Origin of the sequence: Streptomyces tropicalis, assembly GCF_029269835.1 — a bacterium.
Classification (GTDB): Bacteria; Actinomycetota; Actinomycetes; order Streptomycetales; family Streptomycetaceae; genus Streptomyces; species Streptomyces tropicalis.
Map to the genome: position 1 here is coordinate 187,625 of NZ_JARJBB010000005.1, position 23,902 is coordinate 211,526.

Here is a 23,902-nt window from a genome sequence, read left to right on the forward strand (position 1 = left end):
CATGGCGAGTGGGCGGGTGAGCGCCGGCCGGAGCACCGCCACGCGCGCGTGCCGACCGGCCCTCTCCTCCGGCCCGGGCGGGGACGCGTGCTCCCCGTCCGTCAGCCGCGAGCCCCGAGCAGGTGGTCCATCGCGAGCTGGTCCAGGCGCTCGAAGGCCATGCCACGCCCGGCCGCCGCCTCCACGTCGAACTCCTCGAAGGCGGACCGGTCGTCGAGCAGGGACTGGACGCCGTCGGACGCCGTCGGCTGCGCCAGCTCGTCGAGACGGGACGCCTGCAGGGCCTCCTGCACCTCGGGGTCGGCGCGGAAGGCGGCGGCACGATCCTTGAGGATGAGGTAGTTGCGCATGCAGCCGGCCGCCGACGCCCAGACGCCGTCGAGGTCCTCGGTCCGCGGCGGCTTGAAGTCGAAGTGGCGCGGGCCTTCGTAGCCGGCGGTCTCCAGCAGGTCGACGAGCCAGAAGGCGGCGCGCAGGTCGCCTGCGCCGAAGCGCAGGTCCTGGTCGTACTTGATGCCGGACTGACCGTTGAGGTCGATGTGGAAGAGCTTGCCGGCCCACAGGGCCTGTGCAATGCCGTGCGGGAAGTTCAGTCCGGCCATCTGCTCGTGTCCCACCTCGGGGTTCACGCCGTACAGCTCCGGGCGCTCCAGGCGCTCGATGAAGGCGAGCGCGTGCCCGACGGTGGGCAGCAGGATGTCGCCGCGCGGCTCGTTGGGCTTGGGCTCGATGGCGAAACGCAGGTCGTACCCCTGCGAGATGACGTACTCCCCCAAGAGGTCGAACGCCTCCTTCATGCGGTCCAGTGCGCAGCGCACGTCCTTCGCGGCACCGGACTCCGCGCCCTCACGGCCGCCCCAGGCGACATACGTCCGGGCACCCAGCTCGGCGGCCAGGTCGATGTTCCGGATGGTCTTGCGCAGGGCGTAGCGGCGGACGTCGCGGTCGTTGGCGGTGAAGGCGCCGTCCTTGAACACGGGGTGCGTGAAGAGGTTGGTCGTCGCCATCGGCACGCTCATGCCGGTCGCGTCGAGTGCCTGGCGGAAGCGCTTGATGTGGGACTCGCGCTCGGCCTCGGACGATCCGAAGGGGATCAGGTCGTCGTCGTGGAAGGTCACCCCGTGGGCGCCCATTCCGGCCAGGCGCTGCACCGTCTCGACCGGGTCGAGAGCGCGGCGCGTGGCGTCGCCGAACGGGTCCCGTCCCTGCCAGCCGACGGTCCACAGGCCGAAGGTGAAGCGGTCCTCGGGGGTGGGCTGGTAGCTCATGCCGTGGCTCCTTGTGTGCGGGCGACTATTTCGTCATGGCGGTTTACAAATTAGTGTCCCAACGCTTCCCTGGGAAGGGACAGGGTGTCCCCGACACCGGGGGCCTCCGGGCCGGGGCGGCCGGGAGGCCACAGGAAGACAAGGTCAGACGCCGCGAGCAGTCCTCGCGGAAAAAGGGAGAGCCGGATGTCAGCAGCCGAGGGTCCGCTCGTCATCGGTGTGGACTCGTCCACACAGTCCATCAAGGCACTCGTCGTCGACGCGGCCACCGGGCACGTCGTCGCGAGCGGCCAGGCGCCCCACACCGTGTCCTCCGGGGCGGGCCGCGAGAGCGACCCCCGTCAGTGGTGGGACGCCCTGTGCTCGGCCCTGCACCAGTGCGGCGACGCGGCACACGAGGTTGCCGCCGTCTCGATCGGCGGCCAGCAGCACGGACTCGTCACGCTGGACGCGCAGGGCGAGCCGGTGCGACCCGCCCTCCTGTGGAACGACGTGCGCTCGGCCCCGCAGGCCCGCCGTCTGGTCGACGAGCTGGGCGGGCCCAAGGCCTGGGCCGAGCGCATCGGCAGCGTGCCCGGAGCCTCCTTCACGGTGACCAAGTGGGCCTGGCTCGCCGAGCACGAGCCGGAGGCGGTACGCGCCACGAAGGCCGTGCGGCTCCCCCACGACTACCTCACCGAGCGCCTGACGGGCCTCGGCACGACCGACCGCGGCGACGCCTCGGGCACGGGCTGGTGGGCGTCCGCGACCGAGGCGTACGACGAGGAGGTCCTCGGGCACATCGGGCTGGACCCGGCCCTGCTGCCCCGTGTGGTGCGGCCCGGCGAGGTGGCGGGGACCGTGCGCGACAGCCACGAGCTGCCTTTCTCCAAGGGCACCCTGGTGGCGCCGGGCACCGGTGACAACGCCGCCGCCGCGTTGGGTCTCGGCCTGCTCCCCGGCACGGCGGTGCTGAGCCTCGGCACCTCCGGCACGGTCTACGCCGTGTCGCGCAACCGCCCGGCCGACCCCTCCGGCACAGTGGCCGGCTTCGCCGACGCACGCGGGGACTGGCTGCCGCTGGCCTGCACACTGAACTGCACCCTCGCGGTCGACCGCGTCGCAACCCTCCTGGGCCTGGACCGGGAGGCCGTCGAGCAGGGGTCCGAGGTGACCCTCCTGCCCTTCCTCGACGGCGAGCGCACCCCGAACCTGCCCCACGCCTCCGGCCTCCTGCACGGCCTGCGTCACGACACCACGCCCGGACAGATCCTCCAGGCCGCGTACGACGGGGCCGTCCAATCCCTGCTCGACGCGCTCGACGGCGTGCTCGACCCGGACGCCGACCGCCACGCACCGCTGCTCCTCATCGGCGGAGGCGCCCGGGGCAGGGCCTGGCAGGAGACGGTGCGGCGGCTGTCCGGGCGTCCGGTCCAGGTGCCCGCGGCCGGCGAACTGGCCGCGCTGGGGGCCGCCGCCCAGGCCGCCGGGGTGCTGACCGGAGAAGACCCGGCCGCGGTGGCCCGCCGGTGGCGGACCGCCGACGGACAGGTGCTGGACGCCGTGGAGCGGGACGAGGCGGCACTGACCAGGATCGCCGGGGTAGTCTCCGACGCGGCCCCGCTTCTGGAGCGGGGCACGGACACCCCGTGACGGGCGCGCCACAGCACTCGGCGGCGGACACCCTGCGAAACCCGGCCACGGCAGCCGCGTGACGCACCCCGCAGGGCGCACGTCCCGACGCCGGACCGCCGACGAACCCCGAACCAGGACGGACGGAGGCATGACCGCACCGCCGCACGAGGCACCTCAGGCAGGTCCCGGCCGCTCGCTGCCCGACACGCAGCAGGGCATGCGCCGCCGCAACCTCGCGCGCGTGATGCACACGGTCAGCGCCAAGGGCCCGCTCTCCCGCGCCTCCGTCGCCTCCCGCATAGGCCTGACCCGTGCGGCGGTCTCGACCCTTGTCGACGAGCTGATCCGCTCCGGGCTGCTGGAGGAGCTGGGCCCCGAGCGGCCCGGCCGGGTGGGCCGTCCCGGCTCGGCGCTCGCCGTCAGCGGACACGGGCCGGCCGGTCTGGGTGCCGAGGTGGGCGTCGACCACCTCGCGGCCTGCGTGGTCGACCTGCGCGGCGAGGTGCGCGCACGGGCCGTGCGGCACGGCACGAACCGGGGGCGCGCTCCCGAACCGGTAGCACGGGAGCTCACCGAGCTGATCCGTGAGGTCGTCGCCGAGGCGGACCGACAGGGGCTCGCACCCGCCGGGCTGGCCGTCGCGGTGCCCGGTCTCGTCGCCCGCGACGGCCGCACGATCGTCCGCGCCCCGAACCTCGGCTGGCACGAAGTGGATCTCGGCCTCCTGATGCCGCCGGAACTCCTGACGGCCGTGGACAACGAGGCCAACTTCGGCGGTCTCGCGGAGCTGTGGCTCGGCGCGGAGACGCCCCGGGACTTCCTGCACGTGTCCGCCGAGATCGGCATCGGCGCCGCGGTCGTGGTCGAAGGCCAACTACTGCGCGGACGACGCGGCTTCGCGGGCGAACTGGGCCATGTGCCGGTCGTGCCGGACGGTCCGGCCTGCCGGTGCGGCGGCCGCGGATGTCTGGAGCAGTACGCGGGCGAGGAGGCCGTGCTGCGCGCGGCCGGGCTGGAACCAGGTGCGGACCGGGTCGCTCTGCTGGCCGCCCGCGCCACCCAGGGCGACCAGGACGTGCGGCGCGCGCTGCGCGACGCGGGGAAGGCGCTGGGCATCGCGCTGACCGGCGCCGTCAATCTCCTCGACCCCGAGGGCGTGGTCCTCGGCGGTGCACTGGCGGAACTGGCACCGTGGCTCCTGCCCTCCCTGAAAGCCGAGTTGGCCGGCCGCACGGCCGGGCCCGCGTGCCCCGTGTCCGTCTCCCGGCTGGGTTCCGACGGTCCGCTGCTCGGTGCCGCGCACTCGGTGGTGCGGGCGGTGCTGGACGATCCGGCGGCGGTGGCGGAGCCCGCCTGACGGGCGGTCGGCGGACGGCCCGACGGGCCTGGGGCTGACGCTGCCGCTGCCGCTGCCGCTGCCGCTGCCGCTGCCGCACGACAGACCCCCGCAGACCCCGCCCCTCACGCGGCTCGCGGGGCCCGACGAGCGTCCTCCACCCGGTCGTTCCGCCTCCCAACTCACCCGTTCGAGCGACCGAGTTATCCACATACGAGGGCCCGTCCACGGAAACTCGCCGCGCTCCCCCGGCCGCCGCCTCGCCGCCCTACCGTGAATCACGCGAGGCGCAAGCCCTGGCACCGGGCCGAACACGGCGCAGTACCGGTGACACGGGGCAACGGACGTGGGGACGAGAGGAGCAGGGGGCATCATGATCAGCGAGCTGGAGGAATTCCGCCCGTGCCGCACGGAGCGGCGAGTGCCTCGGAATGGTGGGTCAGGACCCGCGACACCAGCCGCACGCCGGTGGCCGAGCTCCGCGAACTGCGGCCCCCTGTGCGCGACACTCACCGCGGACCGCACCCGCGGCTGTGCGACGCGGCCCCCTCTCCGGCGGGCCGGTCGAGTGCGGGCCGGCGACGGCCGTCCGAGGCTCACCTCCCAGAGAACGGCGATCGCCCATGGACCGGACACGACCTCTACCCAGCAGGCGCAGGTTCCTCCAAAGCGCAGTCCTGACGGCAGTACCGGCGCTGCTCCCCGCCACGACCGCGGCGGCGACAGTCCCTGCCGTCGACTACCCGGCGGCCGAGTGGCAACCGGCCGCCGACGCCAACTACACGGCCGCCAACCGGCCCACGTCGCACTCGCTCGACCGAGTGATCGTCCACGTCACGCAGGAGACCTACACGAACACCCTGGCCATTTTCCGGAACCCGACGAAGGCGGTCTCCGCGCACTACGTGGTCCGCGCGGCCGACGGGCACGTCGCGCAGTGCGTCCGCGAGGCGGATGTGGCGTGGCACGCGGGATGCTGGGACTACAACACGCGCAGCATCGGCATCGAGCACGAAGGATGGGTGGATCGGCCCGCCTCCTTCACGGACGCTCTGTACACGGCGTCGGCACGGCTCACTTCGGCGATCTGCGCCGCCTACCGCATCCCCAAGAACCGCACGCACATCATCGGCCACTACGAGGTGCCGGGCACCGACCACACGGACCCCGGGCCGCTCTGGAACTGGGACCGCTACCTCGAACTGGTCAACCTGAACTGAGGCAGGCGCCGCCGTCACGGCCCGGCGGGAGCCCGTCCCTCATCCTTCGAGTGAGCGCGGTCGAAGTGGTTGTCGGCGCGCACGCCCGGAGCAACGATGTGACCGAGCCGCATCGCACTCCGGGGAGGCAGAGTTGACCGATCCCTGGGTGGCCCTGGAGCCGGGGGCCGACCCATCCGAGCGCCGTCGGGCGCTGCGCCGCGCGCACGAGACGTTCACCGAGGCGGGCACGGTGCACAGACCGGTCCGTGCCGTCGTGGCCGACTCGTGGCGGCGGTCCGCGCGGGCCGGGGTGGGTCCGGACGGCACCGCGACCGTGGAACTCGAGGACGGCGACCTCGGCGCCTACCGTGCGGAGCACCCGCTGGCCACCGTCATGCCGCTGTTCCGGGAGCTTCTGGGCACGTTCGCCGCGGACGGCGAACACCTCCTGGCGGTGTGCGACGCCCACGGGAGGCTGCTGTGGGTCGAGGGCCACCCGACGACCCGGAAGCTGGCGGGGCAGATGAACTTCGTGCCGGGTGCGCGCTGGGCGGAGTCGGCGGTGGGCACCAACGCCCCGGGCACGGCCGTCATGGTCGACCGTCCGGTGCAGGTCTTCGCCGCAGAGCACTTCGTCCGCCGGGCGCAGCCCTGGACGTGCGCGGCGGCTCCGGTCCACGATCCGCGGACCGGTCTGGTGCTCGGCGCGGTCGACATCACCGGTGGGGACGGTCTGGCGCACCCGCACAGTCTGGGCTTCGTCCAGGCGGTGGCGCGGGCCGCCGAATCCCACCTCGCGCTGCTCACTCCGCGCGGGCCCGCCGAGGACGCACCGGAACTGGCGGTGCTGGGCCGGGACGAGGCACGGCTCTCCGTGGAGGGCCGCACCGTACGGCTCAGCCGCCGGCACAGCGAGATCGTGGTGCTGCTGTCCCGCCATCCGGAGGGCCTGACCGGCGACGAGCTGTCCTGTGCGCTGTACGAGGACGAGTCGGTCACGCCGGTCACCCTGCGCGCCGAGTTGGCCCGACTGCGCCGGCTCCTCGGTCCGGGACTGCTCGCGTCCCGCCCGTACCGGCTCACGGTGCCGGTCGGGTCCGACGCGGCCCTCGTGGAACGGCGGCTGGAGACGGGGGCGATCGCGGCGGCCGCTGCGGCGTACGCCGGTCCCCTGCTGCCCTCGTCCCAGGCCCCGGCGGTGGCGAGGATCAGACGGCGCCTGGCGGACGGACTGCGCGGCGCGCTGATCGCCCGCCGCGACCCGGACCTGCTGGCGGACTGGGCTCACGCACCGTGGGGAGAGGAGGACATCGACGTCTGGCGAGCGCTCGCGGCCACCCGGCCCACCGCGGCGGTCCGGACCCGGCTCGCCGCGCTCGAGACCGAACTGGCCGCCGCTTCGGTCCGCCCCCTGCCTCGTGCGGGGAGACGTGCGGAGGGAGGCCGAGCGTCCGCCCCGTGACCGGGCGCGCAACGTCGTTGCAACGTCCCCCGGCCTAGCCTCGCGCCGAGAGCTGCCCGACGGCGGGCAGCGCTGCTGAGGGAGGCACACCAGGATGACCCGTTACGCGGCACCCGGCACCGACGGCGCGATCGTCTCCTACCAGGCCCGCTACGACCACTTCATCGGCGGCGAGTACGTGCCCCCGGCCCGGGGCCAGTACTTCGAGAACCCGTCGCCGGTGAACGGACTGCCGTTCACGGAGGTCGCCCGCGGCACCGCGGAGGACGTGGAGCGGGCCCTGGACGCGGCGCACGCGGCGGCCCCGGCATGGGGACGGACCTCGGTGGGCGCGCGCTCCGACATCCTGCTGAAGATCGCGGACAGGATGGAGCAGCACCTCGAACCCCTGGCGGTCGCCGAGAGCTGGGAGAACGGCAAGCCGGTCCGCGAGACGCTGGCGGCCGACATCCCTCTGGCCATCGACCACTTCCGCTACTTCGCAGGCGCGGTGCGTGCGCAGGAGGGTTCGCTCGGCGAGATCGACGACGACACGGTGGCGTACCACTTCCACGAACCGCTCGGTGTGGTCGCGCAGATCATTCCCTGGAACTTCCCGATCCTGATGGCGGCCTGGAAGCTGGCCCCCGCGCTCGCGGCCGGCAACGCGGTGATCATCAAGCCGGCCGAGCAGACGCCCGTCTCGATCCACTACTGGATGAGCCTGATCGCCGACCTGCTGCCGCCGGGGGTCGTCAACATCGTCAACGGCTTCGGGGTCGAGGCGGGCAAGCCGCTCGCGTCCAGTCCGCGGGTGGCCAAGGTGGCGTTCACCGGTGAGACCACGACGGGGCGGCTGATCATGCAGTACGCCTCGGAGAACATCAAGCCGGTCACCCTGGAGCTGGGCGGGAAGTCGCCCAACATCTTCTTCGACGACGTCTCGGCGCACCAGGACGACTTCCTCGACAAGGCGCTCGAGGGCTTCACCATGTTCGCGCTCAACCAGGGCGAGGTGTGCACCTGCCCGTCCCGGGCGCTGGTCCAGCGCGGCCACTACCGCGAGTTCCTCGACGCGGCGGTCGCCCGTACCGAGCTGATCAAGCCCGGCCATCCGCTCGACACCGACACGATGATCGGCGCGCAGGCCTCCAACGACCAGTTGGAGAAGATCCTCTCCTACCTCGACATCGGGCGGCAGGAAGGGGCACGGGTCCTCACCGGTGGCGAACGCATCGAGCACGACGGCGAGCTGAAGGGCGGCTACTACGTCCAGCCGACCATCTTCGAGGGCGACAACCGCATGCGGATCTTCCAGGAGGAGATCTTCGGCCCGGTGGTGTCGGTAGCCTCCTTCGACGACTTCGACGACGCCCTCAAGATCGCCAACGACACGTTGTACGGCCTGGGTGCCGGCGTGTGGACCCGGGACATCAACACGGCCTACCGGGCAGGCCGCGCGATCCAGGCCGGCCGCGTCTGGACCAACTGCTACCACGCCTACCCGGCTCACGCCGCGTTCGGCGGCTACAAGCAGTCCGGCATCGGCCGCGAGACGCACAAGATGATGCTGGACCACTACCAGCAGACGAAGAACATTCTTTGTTCATACAGCCCTCAGAAGCTTGGCTTCTTCTAGAACCTGAAGTCGGGTTGCCTGGGGGCATCGTGGGGCTCCAGGCAACCCACCATGCAGGGTACCCACCGTAATCGATTGATTTCTTGCAGCTACCTGGCGACATCCAAGGGAGTTCCCGCCGGACCATTCGCGGACCAAAGAACGCCGAACCGTCATCCGAAGACCACGAAGAGGACAGCCCGGAAGAACCGGGCAAGGGGGCCGCGCGAGGAAGACTGCCCCAAGCTCCTGACGCGAGCAAGGCCGTTGTCAGTACCGGGTGCGACCCTCACCCCGTAGCGGGTACTTCAGGGGAGGCTGGGTGGCGACGGGACGTCCGCGGCAGGATTCACGCCATCCGGTGCTGATAATGCGGGATGCCGGGCCCAAACCGCTGGAGCCCTATCCAGGAAGTGACAAGCCTTGGCGCTGCCGCCATGAAGCGTGCGGGAGAGAAGTGTCACCGCGGCTGGGCAACATTGCCGCAGGTCGGCTGCCGGTACTGCTCGGGCACGGCTCCGATTCCTCCGGAGGAGGCGGTGGCGTTGATGCGCTCGGCCGGCCTGGAACCGCTGGAGCCGTGTCCCGGGGCGACATCCCCTTGGCGCTGCCGGCACGTGTCGTGCGGTCGGGAGGACAAGCCGCGCTACTCGTACATCAAACGCGGAGGGGGCCGCGCCGATGGTGCGCGCCGAACGCGCCGGTCGGTCCGGACCAGGCCGCCGCGCTCATGAGGTCGGCGGGTCTGGAACCGTTGGAGCCCTATCCCGGGACCGACATCCCCTGGCTGTGCCGCTGTACAACCTGCGGCATCATCGGTCTTGATCAAGTCTTCCCCCTTCATCCCGACGTCTCGGCAGCCACCGCCCACGGCCCCTCGGGCCCGCACCTGGCGGCAAACGATCCTTTGACGACAGGTAGTCGGCGCGTCCAATGAACCCGTGCATAAGCTGCCGCAGCCTCAGTGCGCTGGGGCAAACCGAATCTCCTTCGAATCCTGCAGTGCGGGTGATCATTCAGGCAGAGATGCCAGTGTGGTCGCGGGCATGAAGAATCGGGCCCCCTGGTAGTGACGTGGTTGTTGAGGCCGGTCACGAGCAAGGAGTCCCGTTGTTTGACGTTGACCATCCCTGCTGTATCCGCGTCCACCACGGTCCCCCCTGAGTGTGACTGCTACGTGCACCGGTTCGGTTCGATCGCTCTGGGACAGCGGGCGCGGTGCTGTCCGAGTGACATGACGGATGCGGAGTGGGCCGAGGTCCGCGCCGCGATGCCGGCGCCGGCCTGGCTGCTCAAGCAGGGTGGGCGCCCGGAGGCGTACTGCCACCGCGAGATGCTCGACGCTGTGCGCTACCTGGTCGACAACGGCGTGAGGTGGATGGCCATGCCGGTCGACTTCCCGAACTGGCGGGCGGTCTACGACTCCTTTGGAGCCCGCCGAGCGGGCCGCGCTCGACCAGGGGACGACCGCACGGCGAGGCCAGGGCTACACCCTGCGCGTGACCGCTGTCCCCGCCGTGCACCGCCAGCTCCTCGCCCGCTGTCACCCGCTCGACGGCGGCCAGGGCATCCCGGCTGTTCCGGCCAAGCGCAAGGCGCGCCGCGAGTACGAGAACCGCGTCAGCACCCTCACGCCGATCGGACCATGATCGATCTCAGCGCCAACCGCTGTACCGATGTTCCTACCGGCGCCAATTGCATCGGATGCGAATAGGCGACACTCGTCCTGGAAGCCGGCCGGAGACGGTACGGAAGCGGTCCGAGCAGGGCCGTTGGCCTCGGAGTCACCGGTAGCGGTCTTGTTGGCTGCCATCTGCGGGCCTCACTCCATCGAGCGATTGAACTGCGAAGACGCCTCCGAGTCGCATCTGATGCGAAATTCTCGCGTCAGATGCGATAGACGGAGAGTAATGGCGGATGGGTGGGGACGGTCTCGTTCCAGGGTCTGCTCGGCTGCACCTGATCGACGGTCTGCCGTTGCTGCGGCCGGACGAGCAGGTCTTCGAGGCGATGATCAAAGGCTGGCGCAACCAGCAGCTCGCCCGGAACCTCTCGCCGGGATACGTCGATGGTCAGGAACGCACGGTCCGCGCCTTCACCCGGCACGCCGACGCGATGCCGTGGCAGTGGACGCCGCAGCACGTCGATGAGTGGTCGGCCGATCTGCGGGCCGCGCACGGTTGCGTCCGCTCCACCCTGCGCAACTACCAGGGCTCCGTGCGGCAGTTCTGCGACTTCCTGACCAACCCGGCCTACGGCTGGAACGACGAGTGCCTGCGCCACTTCGGTACCCACCCAGTCCAGGTGGTCTACGACTGGAACGCTGCCACACACGCCGACGAAGCCGAGGGCGAGCCGGAACGACGGGCCTTCACCCGGCCCGAGCTGGAAGCGTTCTTCGACCACGCCGACGAGGAAGTGCTGCGTGTTCGCGGCAAGGGCCGCAAGGGCTGGCTGCCGGCCTTCCGGGACGCCGCCTGTTCAAGGTCGCGTACGCCTACGGCCTGCGACGCAACGAGACCCGGATGCTCGACCTCACCGACTTCAGCCGCAACCCAGAAGGCGGGGAGTTCGGTGAGTACGGCACCCTGCTGGTCCGCTACGGCAAGGCCAAGAAGGGATCGCCGCCCAAGCGCCGCAGCGTGCTGACCGTCTGGCGCTGGACACCCGGCACGATCGAGGAATGGATCAGCGAAGTCCGGCCCGGGATGCGGCATTCGCCAAGCCGGGCCCTCTGGCCGTCCGAGCGGGGCCCGCGAATCGGGGTCCAGCGGCTGGACTCCCGCTTCGCCGCCTACCGGGAGGCCGTCGGCCTGGACCCCGCGCTGGAGTTCCACTCGCTGCGCAGGTCCTACATCACCCACCTGATCGAGGACGGCCACGACCCACTGCTCGTCCAGCAGCAGGTCGGCCATGCCCGCGCCTCCAACACCGCGATCTACACCTGCGTCTCCTCCGACTTCCGCACCCGCTCCCTGCGCCGCTTCCTGGACGCCACCATCGAGGCCGCTCTGCGGCCGGGAAGGACCTCCTGATGCCACGCCAGATCAGCTACCGGTGGCGCCTGCGCGAGCTGATGGCCGCCCGCGACATGTTCACTGTCGCCGAGCTCATGCCGCACCTGACCGAACGCGGCATCACGCTGTCCTCCTCCCAGGTCCACCGCCTGGTCTCCGGCACCCCGGAACGGCTCTCGCTGCCGGTGCTGGCCACCCTCTGTGACATCCTCGACTGCACGCCCACCGACCTGATCACCACGTCGGCCCAGAACCTCCCGGCCCGCCGCGCCGCCGGCGAAGAGGCTCCGATCAACCTGGCCGCCCGGCGACCCACACGGGTCCGGCTGACGCCCGAGGAGTGAGCGGTGACGCCGGAGGAGTACGAGCGTTGGATGATCCGTGACTGCGCACGCTGCGGCCGTCGGGCCTCGAAGTCCGCCGAGTGGTCGGACGGCCCGATCTGCCGGACCTGCTACGAACGCGCGATGCGCCTCCGCGGCCGCTGCCCCTGTTGCGGCACCGACCGGCTGCTGCCCGGGCGGGACACCGATGGCACACCGATCTGCCGCGACTGCGCGGGCATCGTCCGCGACTTCTTCTGTGATCGCTGCGGCTTCGAGGGGCTCCTACTCGGCGGGCGTCTTTGCGAACACTGCACCCTCGCCGACACGCTCGCCCACCTCCTCGACGACGGCACTGGCCGTGTCGCTCCGGCGTTCCTGCCGCTGGTCAAGACCCTGCTGGAGATGGACCGGCCCAAGAGCCGACTGATCTGGCTGCGCAACCCCAACGTCGTCCGCCTCCTCCAGGGACTGGCCACCGGCAGCATCCCACTCACCCACGACGGGCTGCACCAGGAAACCCCCTGGCGAACCGTTACGCGCCTGCGTGACCTGCTGATGGACAGCGGAGTCCTGCCACGCCTCGACCGGCAGCTCCTCCCCTACCAGCGGTGGCTGACCGAACGGCTCGCCACCATCGAGGAGCCCGAGCACCGTCAGCTTCTCCGGCACTTCGCCACCTGGCACCAGATGCGGCGCCTGCGGGCAAAGGCAGAGAAGGCACCCCGGGGACGCTCCCAGACCAACCACACCAAGCAGGAAGTCACCCAGGCCGGTGCCTTCCTCGCATGGCTCGCCAGCCAAGGACGTGCCATCGGGCAGTGCCAGCAGGCCGACATCGACGCCTGGCACACCGAGAGCCTGGCCACCCGCCGTCCGTCCCAGTCATTCCTGCGGTGGTGCATGAGGACCGGCCGGATGCCCCGCCTCACGCTGCCGCCCGCCGTCATCACCCAGGACCCGGAACCGCTGCACCAGCACCGCCAGCTCGCGATGCTCCGCCACGTCCTCAATGACGACTCCTTGCCCCTGCGGGCCAGGGTCGCCGCCGCGCTCGTTCTCCTCTATGCGCAACCCGTCAGCCGCATCGTCCGCCTCACCATCAACGACGTCACCGACGACGAGATCACCGTCACCGTCCAGTTGGGAGACCCACCGTCCCCGCTGCCGGAGCCCGTCGCCGACCTGATGCGGGCCTACCTCCGGTCCCGCCAGCACCTGCCCTACGCCAGCAGCAGAAGCTCACAATGGCTCTTCCCCGGCCGCCAGCCCGGACAGCCGATGAACCCGGTCAGCCTCCAGGTCCATCTGCGCGAGATCGGCGTCCCGCCGCAGCGCGGCAGGGCCTCCGCAATCCGGCACCTCATTCTCCAAGCCCCGGCCCCCGTCATCGCGAAGGCACTCGGCTATCACGACAAGACCACTACCCGCCTGGTCACCGAGGCCGGCGGAACCTGGAGCCGATACGCCCCCGGCGATCACTGAGGAGTGCGTCCTCGATGGGGCCACGTGCCTGTCAGCCCCGCTCGATAGGGTCCGCATCGCAGCCAGCCGCGGAAGGACTCTCACATGACAACGTTTGACGAGCTCACTGCCTGGGCCGGCACAGGGAACGTCACAAGGGCAGACTCGGCAGTCGTGTCGGGCTGGCAGATCCCCGAGGATCAGAAGGCACTACTGGTTGATGTCGGGATTCCCATCGTCGATCAGTTGATCGAGTACGTATCGTTCCAGGTGGAAGCGGCTCCAGCACTCCAGACGTCAGATGGTAGGTCGCTCTACCGCCTCACCCAGAATCACCATGGCAACCTCGTGCCCGGTATGGAATGGTCGTTCGGCGTCGAACCCGGGACAGGCACGGTCCACTACATCCTTCCGCAAGGCGAGGCATGGTTCGCCAACTCCTCCATCGACCTCTGGCTGCGGACCCTTCACCACTACGGCCGGCACGTCAGCGAGTCCGAGATCCTCAGCGATCCGGATGACCGCGAGGAGGAAGCCCTGGCCGAGCTCAGCATGCTCGCTGACGAACTCAAGAAGATCGATCCGCCTGCCTTCGACGGCTACAACGGTTTCATCTGGGCCGAGTTCCTCGACCGCTGGCTCTGGTAGTTGCCCGCGGCCGCCACGATCCCCAAGCGATCACTCCCGTGTCCGGCGGGTCGAGCGGCTCGCGAATACGCGACACCGCAACATGCGAGCCCACCGGTCCCGAGGCCGCAGCAGCCCGGCACGGGGACGAAGGCATTCGCCGGAGCCGTCATGTAAGAGCGCTCGGGGTTCATAGGCCAGCGGTCCTTCAGCGCATGCCATGAGGAAGACACGCGTGTTACCAGTGGTATTCGGTGACCTCTCCGCCAGTGAGCGTGACGGTTCCGTGTGCGGTGCCCTCGTTCTTCCAGACCGTGTAGGTGCCGGCGGGCAGGGGGTGGATGAGGACGCAGTGGATGGTTTGGTCGGCGACGTGGCGGGGGCGCACGGCGGCGTGGGTGCGCCGCTCGGGCCGGTTGACGGGGCTGACGTGGATTTCGAGACCGTTGTGTTCGGGCGCGGTGTGGATGATGAGCGCTGCGGTGTCCTCGCCGATATCCAGGACCACGCTGCCCTGGGTGGAGGGGCGGGAGATGTGCTGGTGCATACGGGGCTCTTTTCGCTCGGGGTGGTGGCGGGGCCGCCGTTGCCGGGAGGGGCGGCCCCGCCGGTGAAGCGCTGATCAGGAGGCGGGATGGTGGTAGCCGTCGTAGGGGACGCCTAGGTAGGGGAAGGAGTTCAGGTAGGGGTTGGTGACGTCGGCCGGAGTGAGGCCGTCGGTCACCTTGGATGCCGCGGCATCCGGTGTGTAGCTCTTGTCGACGAGCGGGAGGGTGGCGCCGGCCACGGCGCGCAGTTCGACGGTGACGACGTCGTCGTAGACGCGTCGGCCGTTGGGGAAGCCGGCCGGATCGCCGCCGATGAGGCCGAGGATGTTCGGCTTCGACGCCGGGGGGACGGCGGTGTTGAGGCGGATCATGTCGGCCTGGGTGGGACCGGTGTAGTTCTGGAAGCCCGGGACGACTCCCTTGGGGATGCCGGTGAGCAGGATGGCGAGCAGGTCCGCGCGGGGCTTGCCGGACTTGTTGTAGGCGTCCAGGTGGGGGAAGACGCCCGGGTAGAGGGCCGGCAGCAGCTTGGCCAGTTCGGGGTGGGCGACGTAGGTGGCGAAGCGCTTGTCGTCGGCCGGCGGGAGCGCGTTCCACTCGTCCTTGTGGCCGAGCGGTACCAGGACTTCGTTGAACAGGGGGTTTCCGAGGCGGGAGACCTGGGCGTAGGGGCCGGTCTCCAGGTCCCGGCCGTTGCCGGGCTCGATGACGCGGGCACGGCGGCGGCTCGCGGACGTCCACACCCCGATGGTGGCGTGCGGGTCGGTGACGTCCCTGACTCGGCGCCCCTGCTGGGTGAGGTCGGTGACGGGCACCTGGATGGCGAGGGAGTGGACGTTGAGTTCCTTGGTGGTGTTGACGCCGTCGGCGGGCTGGGTGAAGACGCTCATGCCGAACTGGTTGTGCAGGTTCTGGAACGGGCGCAGGTTGCCGAGGTCGAAGATGGCGCCCAGGTCGACGTAGAAGCCCTCGGCGCGCTGTCCGGCGAACACGGTGCGGTTCTTGCCCACCGTGTGGACCGCCTGCTGGGCCAGCCGCTGGTAGTTCGGGGTGGACAGCGGGCCGATGTTGCAGGGTGGGCACATCAGGTGGCGGCCCAGCACGGAGCGTCGGCCGCTGCTCTCGACGCGGGTGAGGGTGTAGGTCTGGTAGCGGTTCCAGTTCGGTGAGTCCAGGCTCAGGATCGGCCCGGTGTTGTAGAGGAAGCTGTCCGGGTGACGCAGCTGGGTGGTGAACTCGAACTGGTAGGTGACATCCGCGCGCCCGTCGCCGTCGTTGTCGATGTGGATCTCGTAGAGCACGTCGTCGCCGAACTCGTAGAAGTTCGGGCCGCCCGCGGGGTTCTGCAGCGGGATGTAGTTGGCGATCAGCGTGACCGTGTCGGGTGTGTCGGGGCTGACGAAGGCGTAGACATCGGTGCTGTCGGCGACCGGGTCCTTGGAGATCTCCGGCGCTTCACGGTGGGAGGACATCAAAACCTCACTTGCGTCGATGGGTGTGTTGCGCGGGCAGCTTCAGCGGCCCGGGTGAGCGTGGGGGTCGTCCGGTCAGCGCGTGTGACGCAGCAGAGCCGCGGCCAACTCCCGGTCGACTACGCGGTGATGCCGCTCTCCGTGGAAGACGTCCAGTTCGCCCTTGGACGCGTCGCGCACGTGCACCACCAACGGCTCGTGCGGGCCGGCCGCCTCGGCCGGCGCCGCCTTGGCCACCGCTCCGTCCCGACGAGGCGCAGCCGCAACAGCGGGCTCCGCAGCACCCAGGACCACGCCCGCGGCAAGGCCCGCGAGGCCCAGCTGCGTCGCCCCGCGCATCACCCCGCGGCGGTCGAGACCGGAAGAGGCTTCCTGCTGGGGCCCGGACTGGAAACTGTCCATGATCACTCCTGTCGACTGGGTGACCACGAGAAACGGACCGCTACAGGCAACCGGCAGACCGATCACCACGTATGAAAGATCGGTACAAGAACAGACGCGGCTCACCTGCAGTGGGCGCTTCCCACGGTCTGAGCGAAGAGACCGAATGCGCCGAAGACGCGTCTGATGGCAGACGCAAGGGCCTGTGGCAGAGAGGAGGCCGGCGCTTCGCCTCGAATGGAACGCCCAACCTCGCGCTCGGTCAAGCCTCCCTCGCCACTGCGTAGTCGAGGCACCTTGCCGACGTGTCACTATTAGCGCAGCTCAGGTGCCCAGAGGTTCGGCTGAACGAGGGAAATCCGCTTTCTCCTCTCACCGGACCAAGCCGGCGCTGGACCTGCACCGGATTACTGACGGCAGAAGACCGACAGAAGAAGGTGGTCAACGAGCGGCCGTCAGGTCTGGGCAGCGTGCAGCAGCAGCTTTCACCAGCTGGTTCACCGAGCCGTGCGCCTCAAATGTGGGTGTAGCAGGAAGGTTCCGTCTCTGGCTCAAGCTGTCGCACCCATTTACGGAGCGCTACGCACTGATCGAGCAGTCCGCGGTCGCGAAAGGACGGGCGCGTATGCCCAAATTCGCCATCGCCCTGATCCCCACGACTCTGCGGACATCCCGCTCTGCAAAGGGACAGGCAGCCCAGTGATACTCCTGTTGGTTTTGCTCCTGTGCGCGGCCGTGTCCGTGTCTGTTCTATGGACGCAGCAGGGCGCCGGCCTATGGCCCGTGACCGCCTTCCTGTGCGGGCAGCGTAGGCCAGGCGCCCGCGACGACTGAGGGGCGTGCACCGGCTTCCCCGTGGCGCAGCCGGATCCCCCGGTCAGTCCCTGACCGGCCCGGGAAGATCCACCGGGACTCTGGGCCGGCACTGGCCAACTACGGATCAGCCGTCGGCCGCAGCAGATCAGTAAGTCGTCCTGATTTCTACTGCCACAATTCATACAACCAATCCGCAGTTCACGTGGCCCCGGATTACACAGGGATGTTCCGGCCGGTCACGCCCACGGGAGAGCCATTGTGAAGGAACCAGTACATATCGGGAAAAGTCCATCTGCGAAACCTGATCTGCAGCAGCTGTTGCACGAGGTGGCGCTGGGTGATCAGGAGGCGTTCGCCGCGGTCTACGACGCGGTGGCCGGCTCCGTCCTCGGGATCGCCCGGGCAGTCCTGCGCGACCATGCGCAGTCGGAGGAGGTGGCGCAGGATGTGCTGGTGGAAGTATGGCGCACAGCCCCGCGCTACCGGCCCGATCGCGGCACGGCCATCAACTGGATCCTCACCCTCGCTCACCGGAGGGCGGTGGACCGGGTCCGGTCGGTGGAGGCCGCAGCGGCCCGAGACACCAAGGCCGCTCTGCTCGAGCATCAGCCGGCGTACGACGAGGTGACCGAGCAGGTCGAGACCCGCCTGGAGCAGGAGCAGGTAAGGCGCTGCCTGCGCACCCTGACCGAGCTGCAGCGCCAGTCGGTCACCCTGGCTTACTACCGGGGCCTGACCTACCGGGAGGTCGCCGAAGCGCTCGCGCTGCCGCTCGGCACGGTCAAGACCCGGCTGCGCGATGGACTCATCCGACTCCGAGACTGCCTGGGGGTGACCGCATGACCACGACCGATCTGCACGGTCTGACAGGCGCCTATGCGCTGCACGCGCTGCACGGTGACGAGCGTGCCGCCTTCGAGCGTCACCTGGCCGCGTGCGACACCTGTGAACAGGAGGTCGCGGAGTTCACCGCGACCACCGGACGCCTGGCGCTGGCCTCCACGGTGCGCACGCGCCCCGTCCTGCGGGAGCAGGTCCTGCGGGGCATCACCACTGTGCGGCAGGTGCCGCCCGGTGCCGTGCCGCTGGAGCGGGTGCGCCGTGGGGTGCGGCGCGGACGGGGCCTGGCCCGGTGGGCACTGGCCGCCAGTGTGGCCGCTGCGGCCGCCTTCGGCGGAACCGCGGTATGGCAGTACGAACGAGCCCAGGACGCGCAGAACCAGGCCGCACAGGCTCAGCGGCACGCCGAGGATCTGGCCGGTGTGCTGGCCTCACCTGATGCCAAGTCACGTTCGGCGAGGGTGGCGGGCGGCGCGGGCACGCTGGTGGTCTCTGCCAGCCGGGACCAGGCCGTGTTCGTGGCGTCCAGGATGGCGGCGCCACCGCGGGGCAAGGTGTACCAGCTGTGGTTCGCCGACGGCGGGAGGATGCGCTCGGCCGGGCTGATGGATCCCGGCCGCAGCAGCCAGGCCGTGCTGATGCAGGGAGCGGTCGACGGCGCCTCCGGCGTCGGCGTCACGGTGGAGCCGGCGGGCGGGTCGAAGCAGCCGACCTCGCCGCCGGTCGCCCTGCTCGGCGTGCCGGCGTGAGGGCGCCCGTGGGGAGCCCGGCGGGTGGGCTCCCCACGCGGCTATCGGCGTCGGCGCGGGGCCAGGGGAGGACGGCTCTGGTGCGTGCCGCGTACGCGGCCCCACCGAATCGTCCGGCCATGTGTCGTTCCAGCAGACGTTTCTCGCTTCCGTTGATCAGCAGCACGCTCATCACCAGGGTGAGACCACGGACATCGCGGCCGCCTGCCATCCCGCGTCGCAGGCAACATCGAACGAGGACGCCGACGCCTATGCCGGCATGGCTCGCCGTGGGCAGCCAACAGCTGGGCGGATGGCTGATGTCAGGCAGTCTGCTTCTGCGGGTTCAGGTCGAGTGCGATGTGCGGGGCAAGTGCCTGCAGGAAGTCCGGGGCGTCGAAGATCTCGCCGGCGGAGGCAACACCGATGGTCTTGGTCCGCCCGGTCAGGACGCGCTCGAGGGCCTCGGCGACAAGGGGCGCGGTGACGGCGTAGATGTCCTGGCCGCTGGCCCTGGCCCGGCGTTCGGCTCCGCCCGAGCGCACGATGACGTCGACGAGGAAGGTCTGCTCCGAGCGCCCGCTGTCGTCGGCGGCGATCGGGGCTGGTGTGTGGGAGGCTGCGACGTCGCTGACCGCCTCGGCGGTCATGTAGGTGGTCACGTCGGGGATGGACAGGTGCTGGGGGACGGTGACGACGTCCGCCATCGTGAACTCCCCGATCACCGGCCGGGGTCCCACCGGATCCGGGAAGCTCCACTCCAGGGTGGGCGCGTCGTCGGTGCGGTGCTCCCACTGTCCGCCGCTGTAGCGCAGGCGGTTGGCGCCGCGCCGCTGACGGGAGACCGCGCCCGAGAGCCGGGTGCCGACGGTGGGGTGCCAACTGCTGAGCGCGTAGGCGATGTGTGCCTCGTCGGCTTCGGTCCAGTCGCCCATCGCCGCGGTGGCCAGCAGGTCGCCGAGACCGCCGAAGAAGGCCATGGCCGGGACGATCACCGCTCCCGCGTCCCGGGCCCGCTCACGGTAGTGGGCGAAGGTGTCGAGGTTTGCCTCGAGTTCGGCGGCCACGTCCAGGTACGGGATTCCCGCGCGCAGCGCGGCCTCGATCACGGGGCCTGTGGTCGAGGCGAAGGGGCCGGCGCAGTTGATGACCGCCGCCGTTCCCGCCAGGGCCCGGTCCAGCGAGGCCGGGTCCTCGACCGATGCCACCCGGGCCTCCAGCCCGTGCTCGTCGGCCAGCTCCTCCAAAGCCTGCGCGTTGCGCCCGGATAGCACCGGGACGAACCCGCGCGCGGCCAGCTCCGCCACCACGAACCGTCCGGTGTGACCGTACGCGCCGAACACCGCCACCAGCCGACCTGACCCCATGAGACTGCTCCCGTGTACTCGAACGCCCGCTGCGATGCCGATCCGCAGTGGCCTGACACCCACATCCTGTCCGTGGACAGCACCCTGTACGAGCGTCGGAAACGACATGCCACGTACAGTTTCGGACATGCCCGCTGCCGCGCTGGCCGTCACCGACGGCATGCTCCACTACGAACTGTCCGTGGCCGTCGAGGTCTTCGGGGCCGACCTGACTCACATCGTGGACCCCTGGTACGACTTCTCCCTCTGCGGGAGCGGTCCGGTGCGCGTTGGCCGCTTCCGCTTGGACCCCGACCACGGACTCGACCACCTCGCGCACGCGGACACGGTGATCGTCCCCGGCTGGGCCGACACGGATCGCGAACCGCCTGCCGAACTGGTCGACGCGGTGCGCGCCGCCCATGCGGCCGGCGCCCGCGTGGCCTCACTGTGCACGGGCGCCTTCGTCCTGGGGGCGGCAGGACTGCTCGACGGCAGGCGCGCCACCACACACTGGGCCCACACGCGGGAACTGGCCCGGCGCCACCCAGCGGCCACCGTCGATCCCGACGTCCTCTACGTCGACAACGGCGACGTCCTCACCTCCGCGGGCAAGGCCGCAGCCATGGACCTATGCCTGCACCTGGTACGCCTCGACCACGGTTCGGCCATCGCCAACACGATCGCTCGACGCTTGGTGATCCCGCCGCACCGCGACGGCGGCCAGGCCCAGTTCATCGCAACACCTCTCCCCTCTCCGAGCAACCACCCCCTGGGCGAGCTCTTCCCGTGGGCGCTGGAGCGACTGGACCAACCACTCACCGTAGAGGATCTGGCCCGCCAGGCCCGCATGAGCTCACGCCACCTCAGCCGCCATTTCAAGCACCTCACCGGCACCACACCACTGCAGTGGCTCCACACCCAGCGCATCCGCCACGCCCAGGAACTGCTGGAGACCACCAACGCCACCGTGGACACCATCGCCGTGGCCACCGGCATGGGCACCGCCACCACCCTGCGCCGCCACTTCCACCGCAGCGTCGGCGTCCCACCCGACACCTACCGCCGCACCTTCCGCCCCTAAGGAGTAGCCCCAAGGCCCCATCAGGCAATCGAACAACGGCACGCCACGGTGCTGTCCCATGTGCTGAACAACCGCTGCCCAAACTCGTGAACAAAGCCAGACCAGGACGTGCGCGGGGGCCAGCCCCGCCACTCCGCTGCCAATGACGGCCGTGCAACGCCTAGCCTGCCGGCCGTTCGTCCGTCCCGGCTTCTCCCCGGCCCGTATCGCACCGGACGGCTTGTGCATGACTGGTCTCTCCCTTCCCAGATGAGTGATCAACGCGGCCGTGGGCCGGTGCGCGACTGAGCAGACGCGGACCGGCCCACGGGAAGCGCCTCAGGACCCAGCGACGGGGCTGGCGGGCGCTGCGGTATATCACATCTTGGGCATCAGGACGCTGTCGATGATGTAGACGTTGGCGTTGGCGGTCTTCACGTTGCCGCAGACGACCTTGGCGGAGTCGTTGACCGTGTAGGACTCGCCCGAGCCGGACGTCATCACCTTCGACTTCTCCAGCGTGTCGAAGGAGCCGTTCTCCAGGTCCTTCGGCGTGAGCTTCTGGCCGACGACGTGGTAGGTGAGGATCTTCGTCAGCATGGCCTTGTCCTTCAGGACCTTGTTCAGCGTGGCCTTGGGGATCTTGTTGAAGGCGTCGTTGGTCGGTGCGAACACGGTGATGTTCTGTGCGTTGTTGAGGGTGTCGACCAGGCCGGCCTTCTTCACTGCGGTCACCAGCGTGGACAGGGCCGGGTTGTTGGAGGCGGCGGTGGCCACCGGGTCCTTGGCCATGCCGTCGAAGGAGCCGGCGCCGTTCTTCGGTACGGCGGAACAGGCCGGGCCGAACGGCTGGTCCATGCTGCTCATGTCGCCGCTGGGGCTGGCCATGTCGTCGCTGCTCTTGGTAGCCGGGGCCGACGCCTTGTTGGAGGAGCCGGACTTGCCCGAGTCACTGCTGCCGGAGCAGGCGGTCAGCGCCAGGGGCAGCACGGCAGCGGCGGCGAAGAGGCCTGCGGTACGGCGGATACGAGTGTTCATCATGTTCTCCTGTTGAAGGTGCAGCACGCTGCTGCGTATCGGGGTTATGGGAAAAGTGGCTTGAGGGGGAGGGCACGAGACTCTTGGAGTGCGGCCGGCGGTCACTCGATGGTGATGACCACCGAGTGCCACCCGCTGGCGCCGTCGGGAATGGTGCGGGTGCGCTGGTCCGTCTGCACCATGCCGGTAAGGTCGGTGGCGCGCACCGTGAGGGTGTGGCCGCCCTTGGTGGCCTGCCAGGGCAACGACCACTGGCGCCAGGTGTCACGGGTGTCCTCGGCAGCCAGATGGGCTTCCTGCCAGGGCCCGTCGTCGAAGCGGACCTCGACCTTGTCGATACCACGCTGCTGCGCCCAGGCGACCCCGGCGACCATCACCGTGCCCGCCTTGGGCCGTGCGAACGGCTTCGGAGTGTCGATCCGTGACTCGGTCTTGATCGGCGCTTTGCGGGCCCAGCCCCGCTTGACCCAGTACGGGTCATAGGAATCGAAGGTGGTGAGCTCGATGTCCTCGATCCACTTGCAGGCCGACACGAAGCCGTACAGGCCCGGGACGACCATCCGGACCGGGAAGCCGTGCTCGAAGGGCAGCGGCTCGCCGTTCATGCCGAGCGCGAGCATCGCGTCGCGACCGTCCATGACGTCCTCGACCGGACTGCCGATCGTCATGCCATCCACGGACCGGGACACCAGCTGATCCGCCCGGCCGCCTCGGGACGGAGGCTTGACCCCGCACTCGGCAAGCAGATCGGCCAGCCGCACTCCGATCCAGCGGGCATTGCCCACATACGGGCCACCGACCTCGTTGGAGACACACGTCAGGGTGATGTCCCGCTCGATCAGCTCCCTGCGCAGCAGGTCGTCAAAGGAGTAGGTGGCCGGGCGGCGCACCCCCTTGCCGTGGATCCGCAGCCGCCAGGCGGCGGCGTCCACCTTGGGCACCACCAACGCGGTGTCCACCCGGTAGAAGTCCTTGTTCGGGGTGACGAAGGGGCTGATCCCAGCAACGCGCAGCCCGGCCCTCTTCGGTACCGGTTGCGCCGGCGACCCGGGATTCGGCAGCACGACCTTGTTACGTGAGGCGATGGCGTCCTTGCCGTGCGAGGCGTTCAGCGACCGGCCGACCGCGCCCACCACTGCCGAAGCAGCGGCGGCAGATGTAGCCGCGAGGACGAATCCCCGCCGGTCCCACCCCTCGGACGCAGGCACACCATCGGCCTCGTCTTCGCTGCCAGAGCCGGACTGCGGCGCCTTCGATCGGGCCGGCGCTGTGAGACGGCTCACCAGAACGTACAGCAGCAGAGCCCCTGCAACCGCTCCTACGACCGAGGGCAGCGCGTCGGTGAAGCTGGTGGAGTCGGGTCGACTGACGGCGGCTGCCGCCCCGATGACCCCGAAGAGAAGGACCCCGGCGGCTCCGACCCGCCGAAACCGCACCGCCAACGCACCCAGCACCAGGGCCAGGGCGGCCAACACGACCAGGATGCCGAGCTGCAATACCAGCTTGTCGTTGGTGCCGAAGTGGCGGATCGCCCAGTCCTTCACCGGGGCGGGCGTCGCGTCGATGGACGCGCCACCCACCGCGATGACCGGACTGGACTGCGGACGCAACCCCGCAGCCACCAGTTCGGCCACCGCCAGAGCGGCGAACCCGGCCAGCACCCCGCTCAGCGCACCCAGCGCCAGCCGCGGCCAACCCGGCCTCACTCGCTGATCCTTCTCTTCGTCCCTCACGCAGGGAATCCGGTTCTGCCCGCCCGG

21 protein-coding genes and 1 pseudogene are annotated in these 23,902 nt (G+C 70.0%); 14 read left to right on the forward strand and 8 right to left on the reverse strand.

Translation table 11 applies throughout. From position 1 onward, the window contains the following. Positions 1-101: 101 nt before the first annotated feature. Positions 102-1,268 (reverse strand): xylose isomerase, encoded by a 1,167-nt coding sequence (gene xylA / locus P3H78_RS12330; protein WP_276108965.1) that lies wholly within the window; start codon positions 1,266-1,268, stop codon positions 102-104. A 186-nt stretch (positions 1,269-1,454) separates the two neighbouring features. Between xylA and xylB the strand changes: the two genes are divergently transcribed. From xylB to P3H78_RS12365, 7 genes and pseudogenes are all read left to right on the forward strand, one after another. Further along, positions 1,455-2,900: a xylulokinase gene (gene xylB, locus P3H78_RS12335; protein WP_276108966.1), complete on the forward strand. Its 1,446-nt coding sequence runs from the start codon at positions 1,455-1,457 to the stop codon at positions 2,898-2,900. A gap of 130 nt (positions 2,901-3,030) precedes the next feature. Then, a complete protein-coding gene (locus P3H78_RS12340) occupies positions 3,031-4,239 on the forward strand; it encodes an ROK family transcriptional regulator (protein ID WP_276108967.1) in 1,209 nt (402 codons plus the stop codon). A 602-nt stretch (positions 4,240-4,841) separates the two neighbouring features. Then, entirely contained in the window at positions 4,842-5,438 is a 597-nt protein-coding gene (locus P3H78_RS12345) for an N-acetylmuramoyl-L-alanine amidase (protein WP_276108968.1), read from the forward strand. A 133-nt stretch (positions 5,439-5,571) separates the two neighbouring features. Continuing rightward, positions 5,572-6,882, forward strand: coding sequence for a GAF domain-containing protein (locus P3H78_RS12350; RefSeq protein WP_276108969.1), 1,311 nt, complete (start codon positions 5,572-5,574; stop codon positions 6,880-6,882). Between the two features lie 94 nt (positions 6,883-6,976). Next, complete coding sequence (gene exaC, locus P3H78_RS12355; protein ID WP_276108970.1) at positions 6,977-8,500, forward strand: acetaldehyde dehydrogenase ExaC; 1,524 nt, start codon at positions 6,977-6,979, stop codon at positions 8,498-8,500. Positions 8,501-9,749: 1,249 nt separating this feature from the next. After that, positions 9,750-9,851 (forward strand): annotated as a pseudogene (locus tag P3H78_RS12360) (IS5 family transposase); the annotation flags it as partial. 127 nt (positions 9,852-9,978) lie between these two features. Then, entirely contained in the window at positions 9,979-10,128 is a 150-nt protein-coding gene (locus P3H78_RS12365; protein ID WP_276109241.1) for a hypothetical protein, read from the forward strand. Between the two features lie 238 nt (positions 10,129-10,366). Here the strand turns inward: P3H78_RS12365 and P3H78_RS12370 are convergent, their stop codons facing one another. Then, a complete protein-coding gene (locus tag P3H78_RS12370) occupies positions 10,367-10,885 on the reverse strand; it encodes a hypothetical protein (protein ID WP_276108971.1) in 519 nt (172 codons plus the stop codon). Positions 10,886-11,004: 119 nt separating this feature from the next. Between P3H78_RS12370 and P3H78_RS12375 the strand changes: the two genes are divergently transcribed. From P3H78_RS12375 to P3H78_RS12390, 4 genes are all read left to right on the forward strand, one after another. After that, positions 11,005-11,514, forward strand: coding sequence for a tyrosine-type recombinase/integrase (locus tag P3H78_RS12375; protein ID WP_276108972.1), 510 nt, complete (start codon positions 11,005-11,007; stop codon positions 11,512-11,514). Beyond that, positions 11,514-11,840, forward strand: a complete 327-nt coding sequence (locus P3H78_RS12380; RefSeq protein WP_276108973.1) for a helix-turn-helix domain-containing protein — start codon at positions 11,514-11,516, stop codon at positions 11,838-11,840. The genes P3H78_RS12375 and P3H78_RS12380 overlap by 1 nt, the downstream gene beginning before the upstream one ends. Positions 11,841-11,843: 3 nt before the next feature. Continuing rightward, positions 11,844-13,304 carry a site-specific integrase gene (locus P3H78_RS12385; protein WP_276108974.1) on the forward strand — a complete coding sequence of 487 codons (1,461 nt, stop codon included), beginning with the start codon at positions 11,844-11,846 and terminating at the stop codon, positions 13,302-13,304. Positions 13,305-13,388: 84 nt separating this feature from the next. Then, positions 13,389-13,931, forward strand: a complete 543-nt coding sequence (locus tag P3H78_RS12390; RefSeq protein ID WP_276108975.1) for an SUKH-4 family immunity protein — start codon at positions 13,389-13,391, stop codon at positions 13,929-13,931. A gap of 217 nt (positions 13,932-14,148) precedes the next feature. Here P3H78_RS12390 and P3H78_RS12395 read toward each other — a convergent pair whose 3' ends face one another. From P3H78_RS12395 to P3H78_RS12405, 3 genes are all read right to left on the reverse strand, one after another. Beyond that, on the reverse strand, positions 14,149-14,457 hold the full coding sequence (locus tag P3H78_RS12395; protein WP_276108976.1) for a hypothetical protein: 309 nt from the start codon (positions 14,455-14,457) through the stop codon (positions 14,149-14,151). A 75-nt stretch (positions 14,458-14,532) separates the two neighbouring features. Then, a complete protein-coding gene (locus tag P3H78_RS12400) occupies positions 14,533-15,930 on the reverse strand; it encodes a DUF4331 domain-containing protein (RefSeq protein ID WP_276108977.1) in 1,398 nt (465 codons plus the stop codon). Positions 15,931-16,005: 75 nt separating this feature from the next. Continuing rightward, positions 16,006-16,332 (reverse strand): hypothetical protein, encoded by a 327-nt coding sequence (locus tag P3H78_RS12405; RefSeq protein ID WP_276108978.1) that lies wholly within the window; start codon positions 16,330-16,332, stop codon positions 16,006-16,008. A gap of 1,053 nt (positions 16,333-17,385) precedes the next feature. On the opposite strand from P3H78_RS12405, the gene P3H78_RS12410 reads away from it, so the two are divergent. Next, positions 17,386-17,970, forward strand: a complete 585-nt coding sequence (locus P3H78_RS12410; protein WP_276108979.1) for a sigma-70 family RNA polymerase sigma factor — start codon at positions 17,386-17,388, stop codon at positions 17,968-17,970. After that, entirely contained in the window at positions 17,967-18,716 is a 750-nt protein-coding gene (locus P3H78_RS12415) for an anti-sigma factor (protein ID WP_276108980.1), read from the forward strand. The genes P3H78_RS12410 and P3H78_RS12415 overlap by 4 nt, the downstream gene beginning before the upstream one ends. 302 nt (positions 18,717-19,018) lie before the next feature. Here P3H78_RS12415 and P3H78_RS12420 read toward each other — a convergent pair whose 3' ends face one another. Further along, positions 19,019-20,062 carry a saccharopine dehydrogenase family protein gene (locus P3H78_RS12420; protein ID WP_276108981.1) on the reverse strand — a complete coding sequence of 348 codons (1,044 nt, stop codon included), beginning with the start codon at positions 20,060-20,062 and terminating at the stop codon, positions 19,019-19,021. Between the two features lie 127 nt (positions 20,063-20,189). Here P3H78_RS12420 and P3H78_RS12425 point away from each other — a divergent pair, with 127 nt between their 5' ends. Further along, complete coding sequence (locus P3H78_RS12425) at positions 20,190-21,125, forward strand: helix-turn-helix domain-containing protein (RefSeq protein ID WP_276108982.1); 936 nt, start codon at positions 20,190-20,192, stop codon at positions 21,123-21,125. Between the two features lie 357 nt (positions 21,126-21,482). Here the strand turns inward: P3H78_RS12425 and P3H78_RS12430 are convergent, their stop codons facing one another. Together P3H78_RS12430 and P3H78_RS12435 are read right to left on the reverse strand one after the other, a co-directional pair. Then, a complete protein-coding gene (locus P3H78_RS12430) occupies positions 21,483-22,142 on the reverse strand; it encodes a fasciclin domain-containing protein (protein ID WP_276108983.1) in 660 nt (219 codons plus the stop codon). A 101-nt stretch (positions 22,143-22,243) separates the two neighbouring features. Then, complete coding sequence (locus P3H78_RS12435; RefSeq protein WP_276108984.1) at positions 22,244-23,875, reverse strand: molybdopterin-dependent oxidoreductase; 1,632 nt, start codon at positions 23,873-23,875, stop codon at positions 22,244-22,246. Positions 23,876-23,902 lie beyond the last annotated feature (27 nt).

What these genes read in the sequence shown, in the direction of transcription:
- P3H78_RS12420 (WP_276108981.1), bottom strand. Translation starts at nt 20,062, where the DNA reads ATGGGGTCAGGTCGGCTGGTGGCGGTGTTCGGCGCGTACGGTCACACC.
- exaC (WP_276108970.1), top strand. Translation starts at nt 6,977, where the DNA reads ATGACCCGTTACGCGGCACCCGGCACCGACGGCGCGATCGTCTCCTAC.
- P3H78_RS12430 (WP_276108983.1), bottom strand. Translation starts at nt 22,142, where the DNA reads ATGAACACTCGTATCCGCCGTACCGCAGGCCTCTTCGCCGCCGCTGCC.
- xylA (WP_276108965.1), bottom strand. Translation starts at nt 1,268, where the DNA reads ATGAGCTACCAGCCCACCCCCGAGGACCGCTTCACCTTCGGCCTGTGG.
- P3H78_RS12415 (WP_276108980.1), top strand. Translation starts at nt 17,967, where the DNA reads ATGACCACGACCGATCTGCACGGTCTGACAGGCGCCTATGCGCTGCAC.
- P3H78_RS12375 (WP_276108972.1), top strand. Translation starts at nt 11,005, where the DNA reads ATGCTCGACCTCACCGACTTCAGCCGCAACCCAGAAGGCGGGGAGTTC.
- P3H78_RS12340 (WP_276108967.1), top strand. Translation starts at nt 3,031, where the DNA reads ATGACCGCACCGCCGCACGAGGCACCTCAGGCAGGTCCCGGCCGCTCG.
- P3H78_RS12405 (WP_276108978.1), bottom strand. Translation starts at nt 16,332, where the DNA reads ATGGACAGTTTCCAGTCCGGGCCCCAGCAGGAAGCCTCTTCCGGTCTC.
- P3H78_RS12380 (WP_276108973.1), top strand. Translation starts at nt 11,514, where the DNA reads ATGCCACGCCAGATCAGCTACCGGTGGCGCCTGCGCGAGCTGATGGCC.
- P3H78_RS12425 (WP_276108982.1), top strand. Translation starts at nt 20,190, where the DNA reads ATGCCCGCTGCCGCGCTGGCCGTCACCGACGGCATGCTCCACTACGAA.
- P3H78_RS12345 (WP_276108968.1), top strand. Translation starts at nt 4,842, where the DNA reads ATGGACCGGACACGACCTCTACCCAGCAGGCGCAGGTTCCTCCAAAGC.
- xylB (WP_276108966.1), top strand. Translation starts at nt 1,455, where the DNA reads ATGTCAGCAGCCGAGGGTCCGCTCGTCATCGGTGTGGACTCGTCCACA.
- P3H78_RS12390 (WP_276108975.1), top strand. Translation starts at nt 13,389, where the DNA reads ATGACAACGTTTGACGAGCTCACTGCCTGGGCCGGCACAGGGAACGTC.
- P3H78_RS12395 (WP_276108976.1), bottom strand. Translation starts at nt 14,457, where the DNA reads ATGCACCAGCACATCTCCCGCCCCTCCACCCAGGGCAGCGTGGTCCTG.
- P3H78_RS12400 (WP_276108977.1), bottom strand. Translation starts at nt 15,930, where the DNA reads ATGTCCTCCCACCGTGAAGCGCCGGAGATCTCCAAGGACCCGGTCGCC.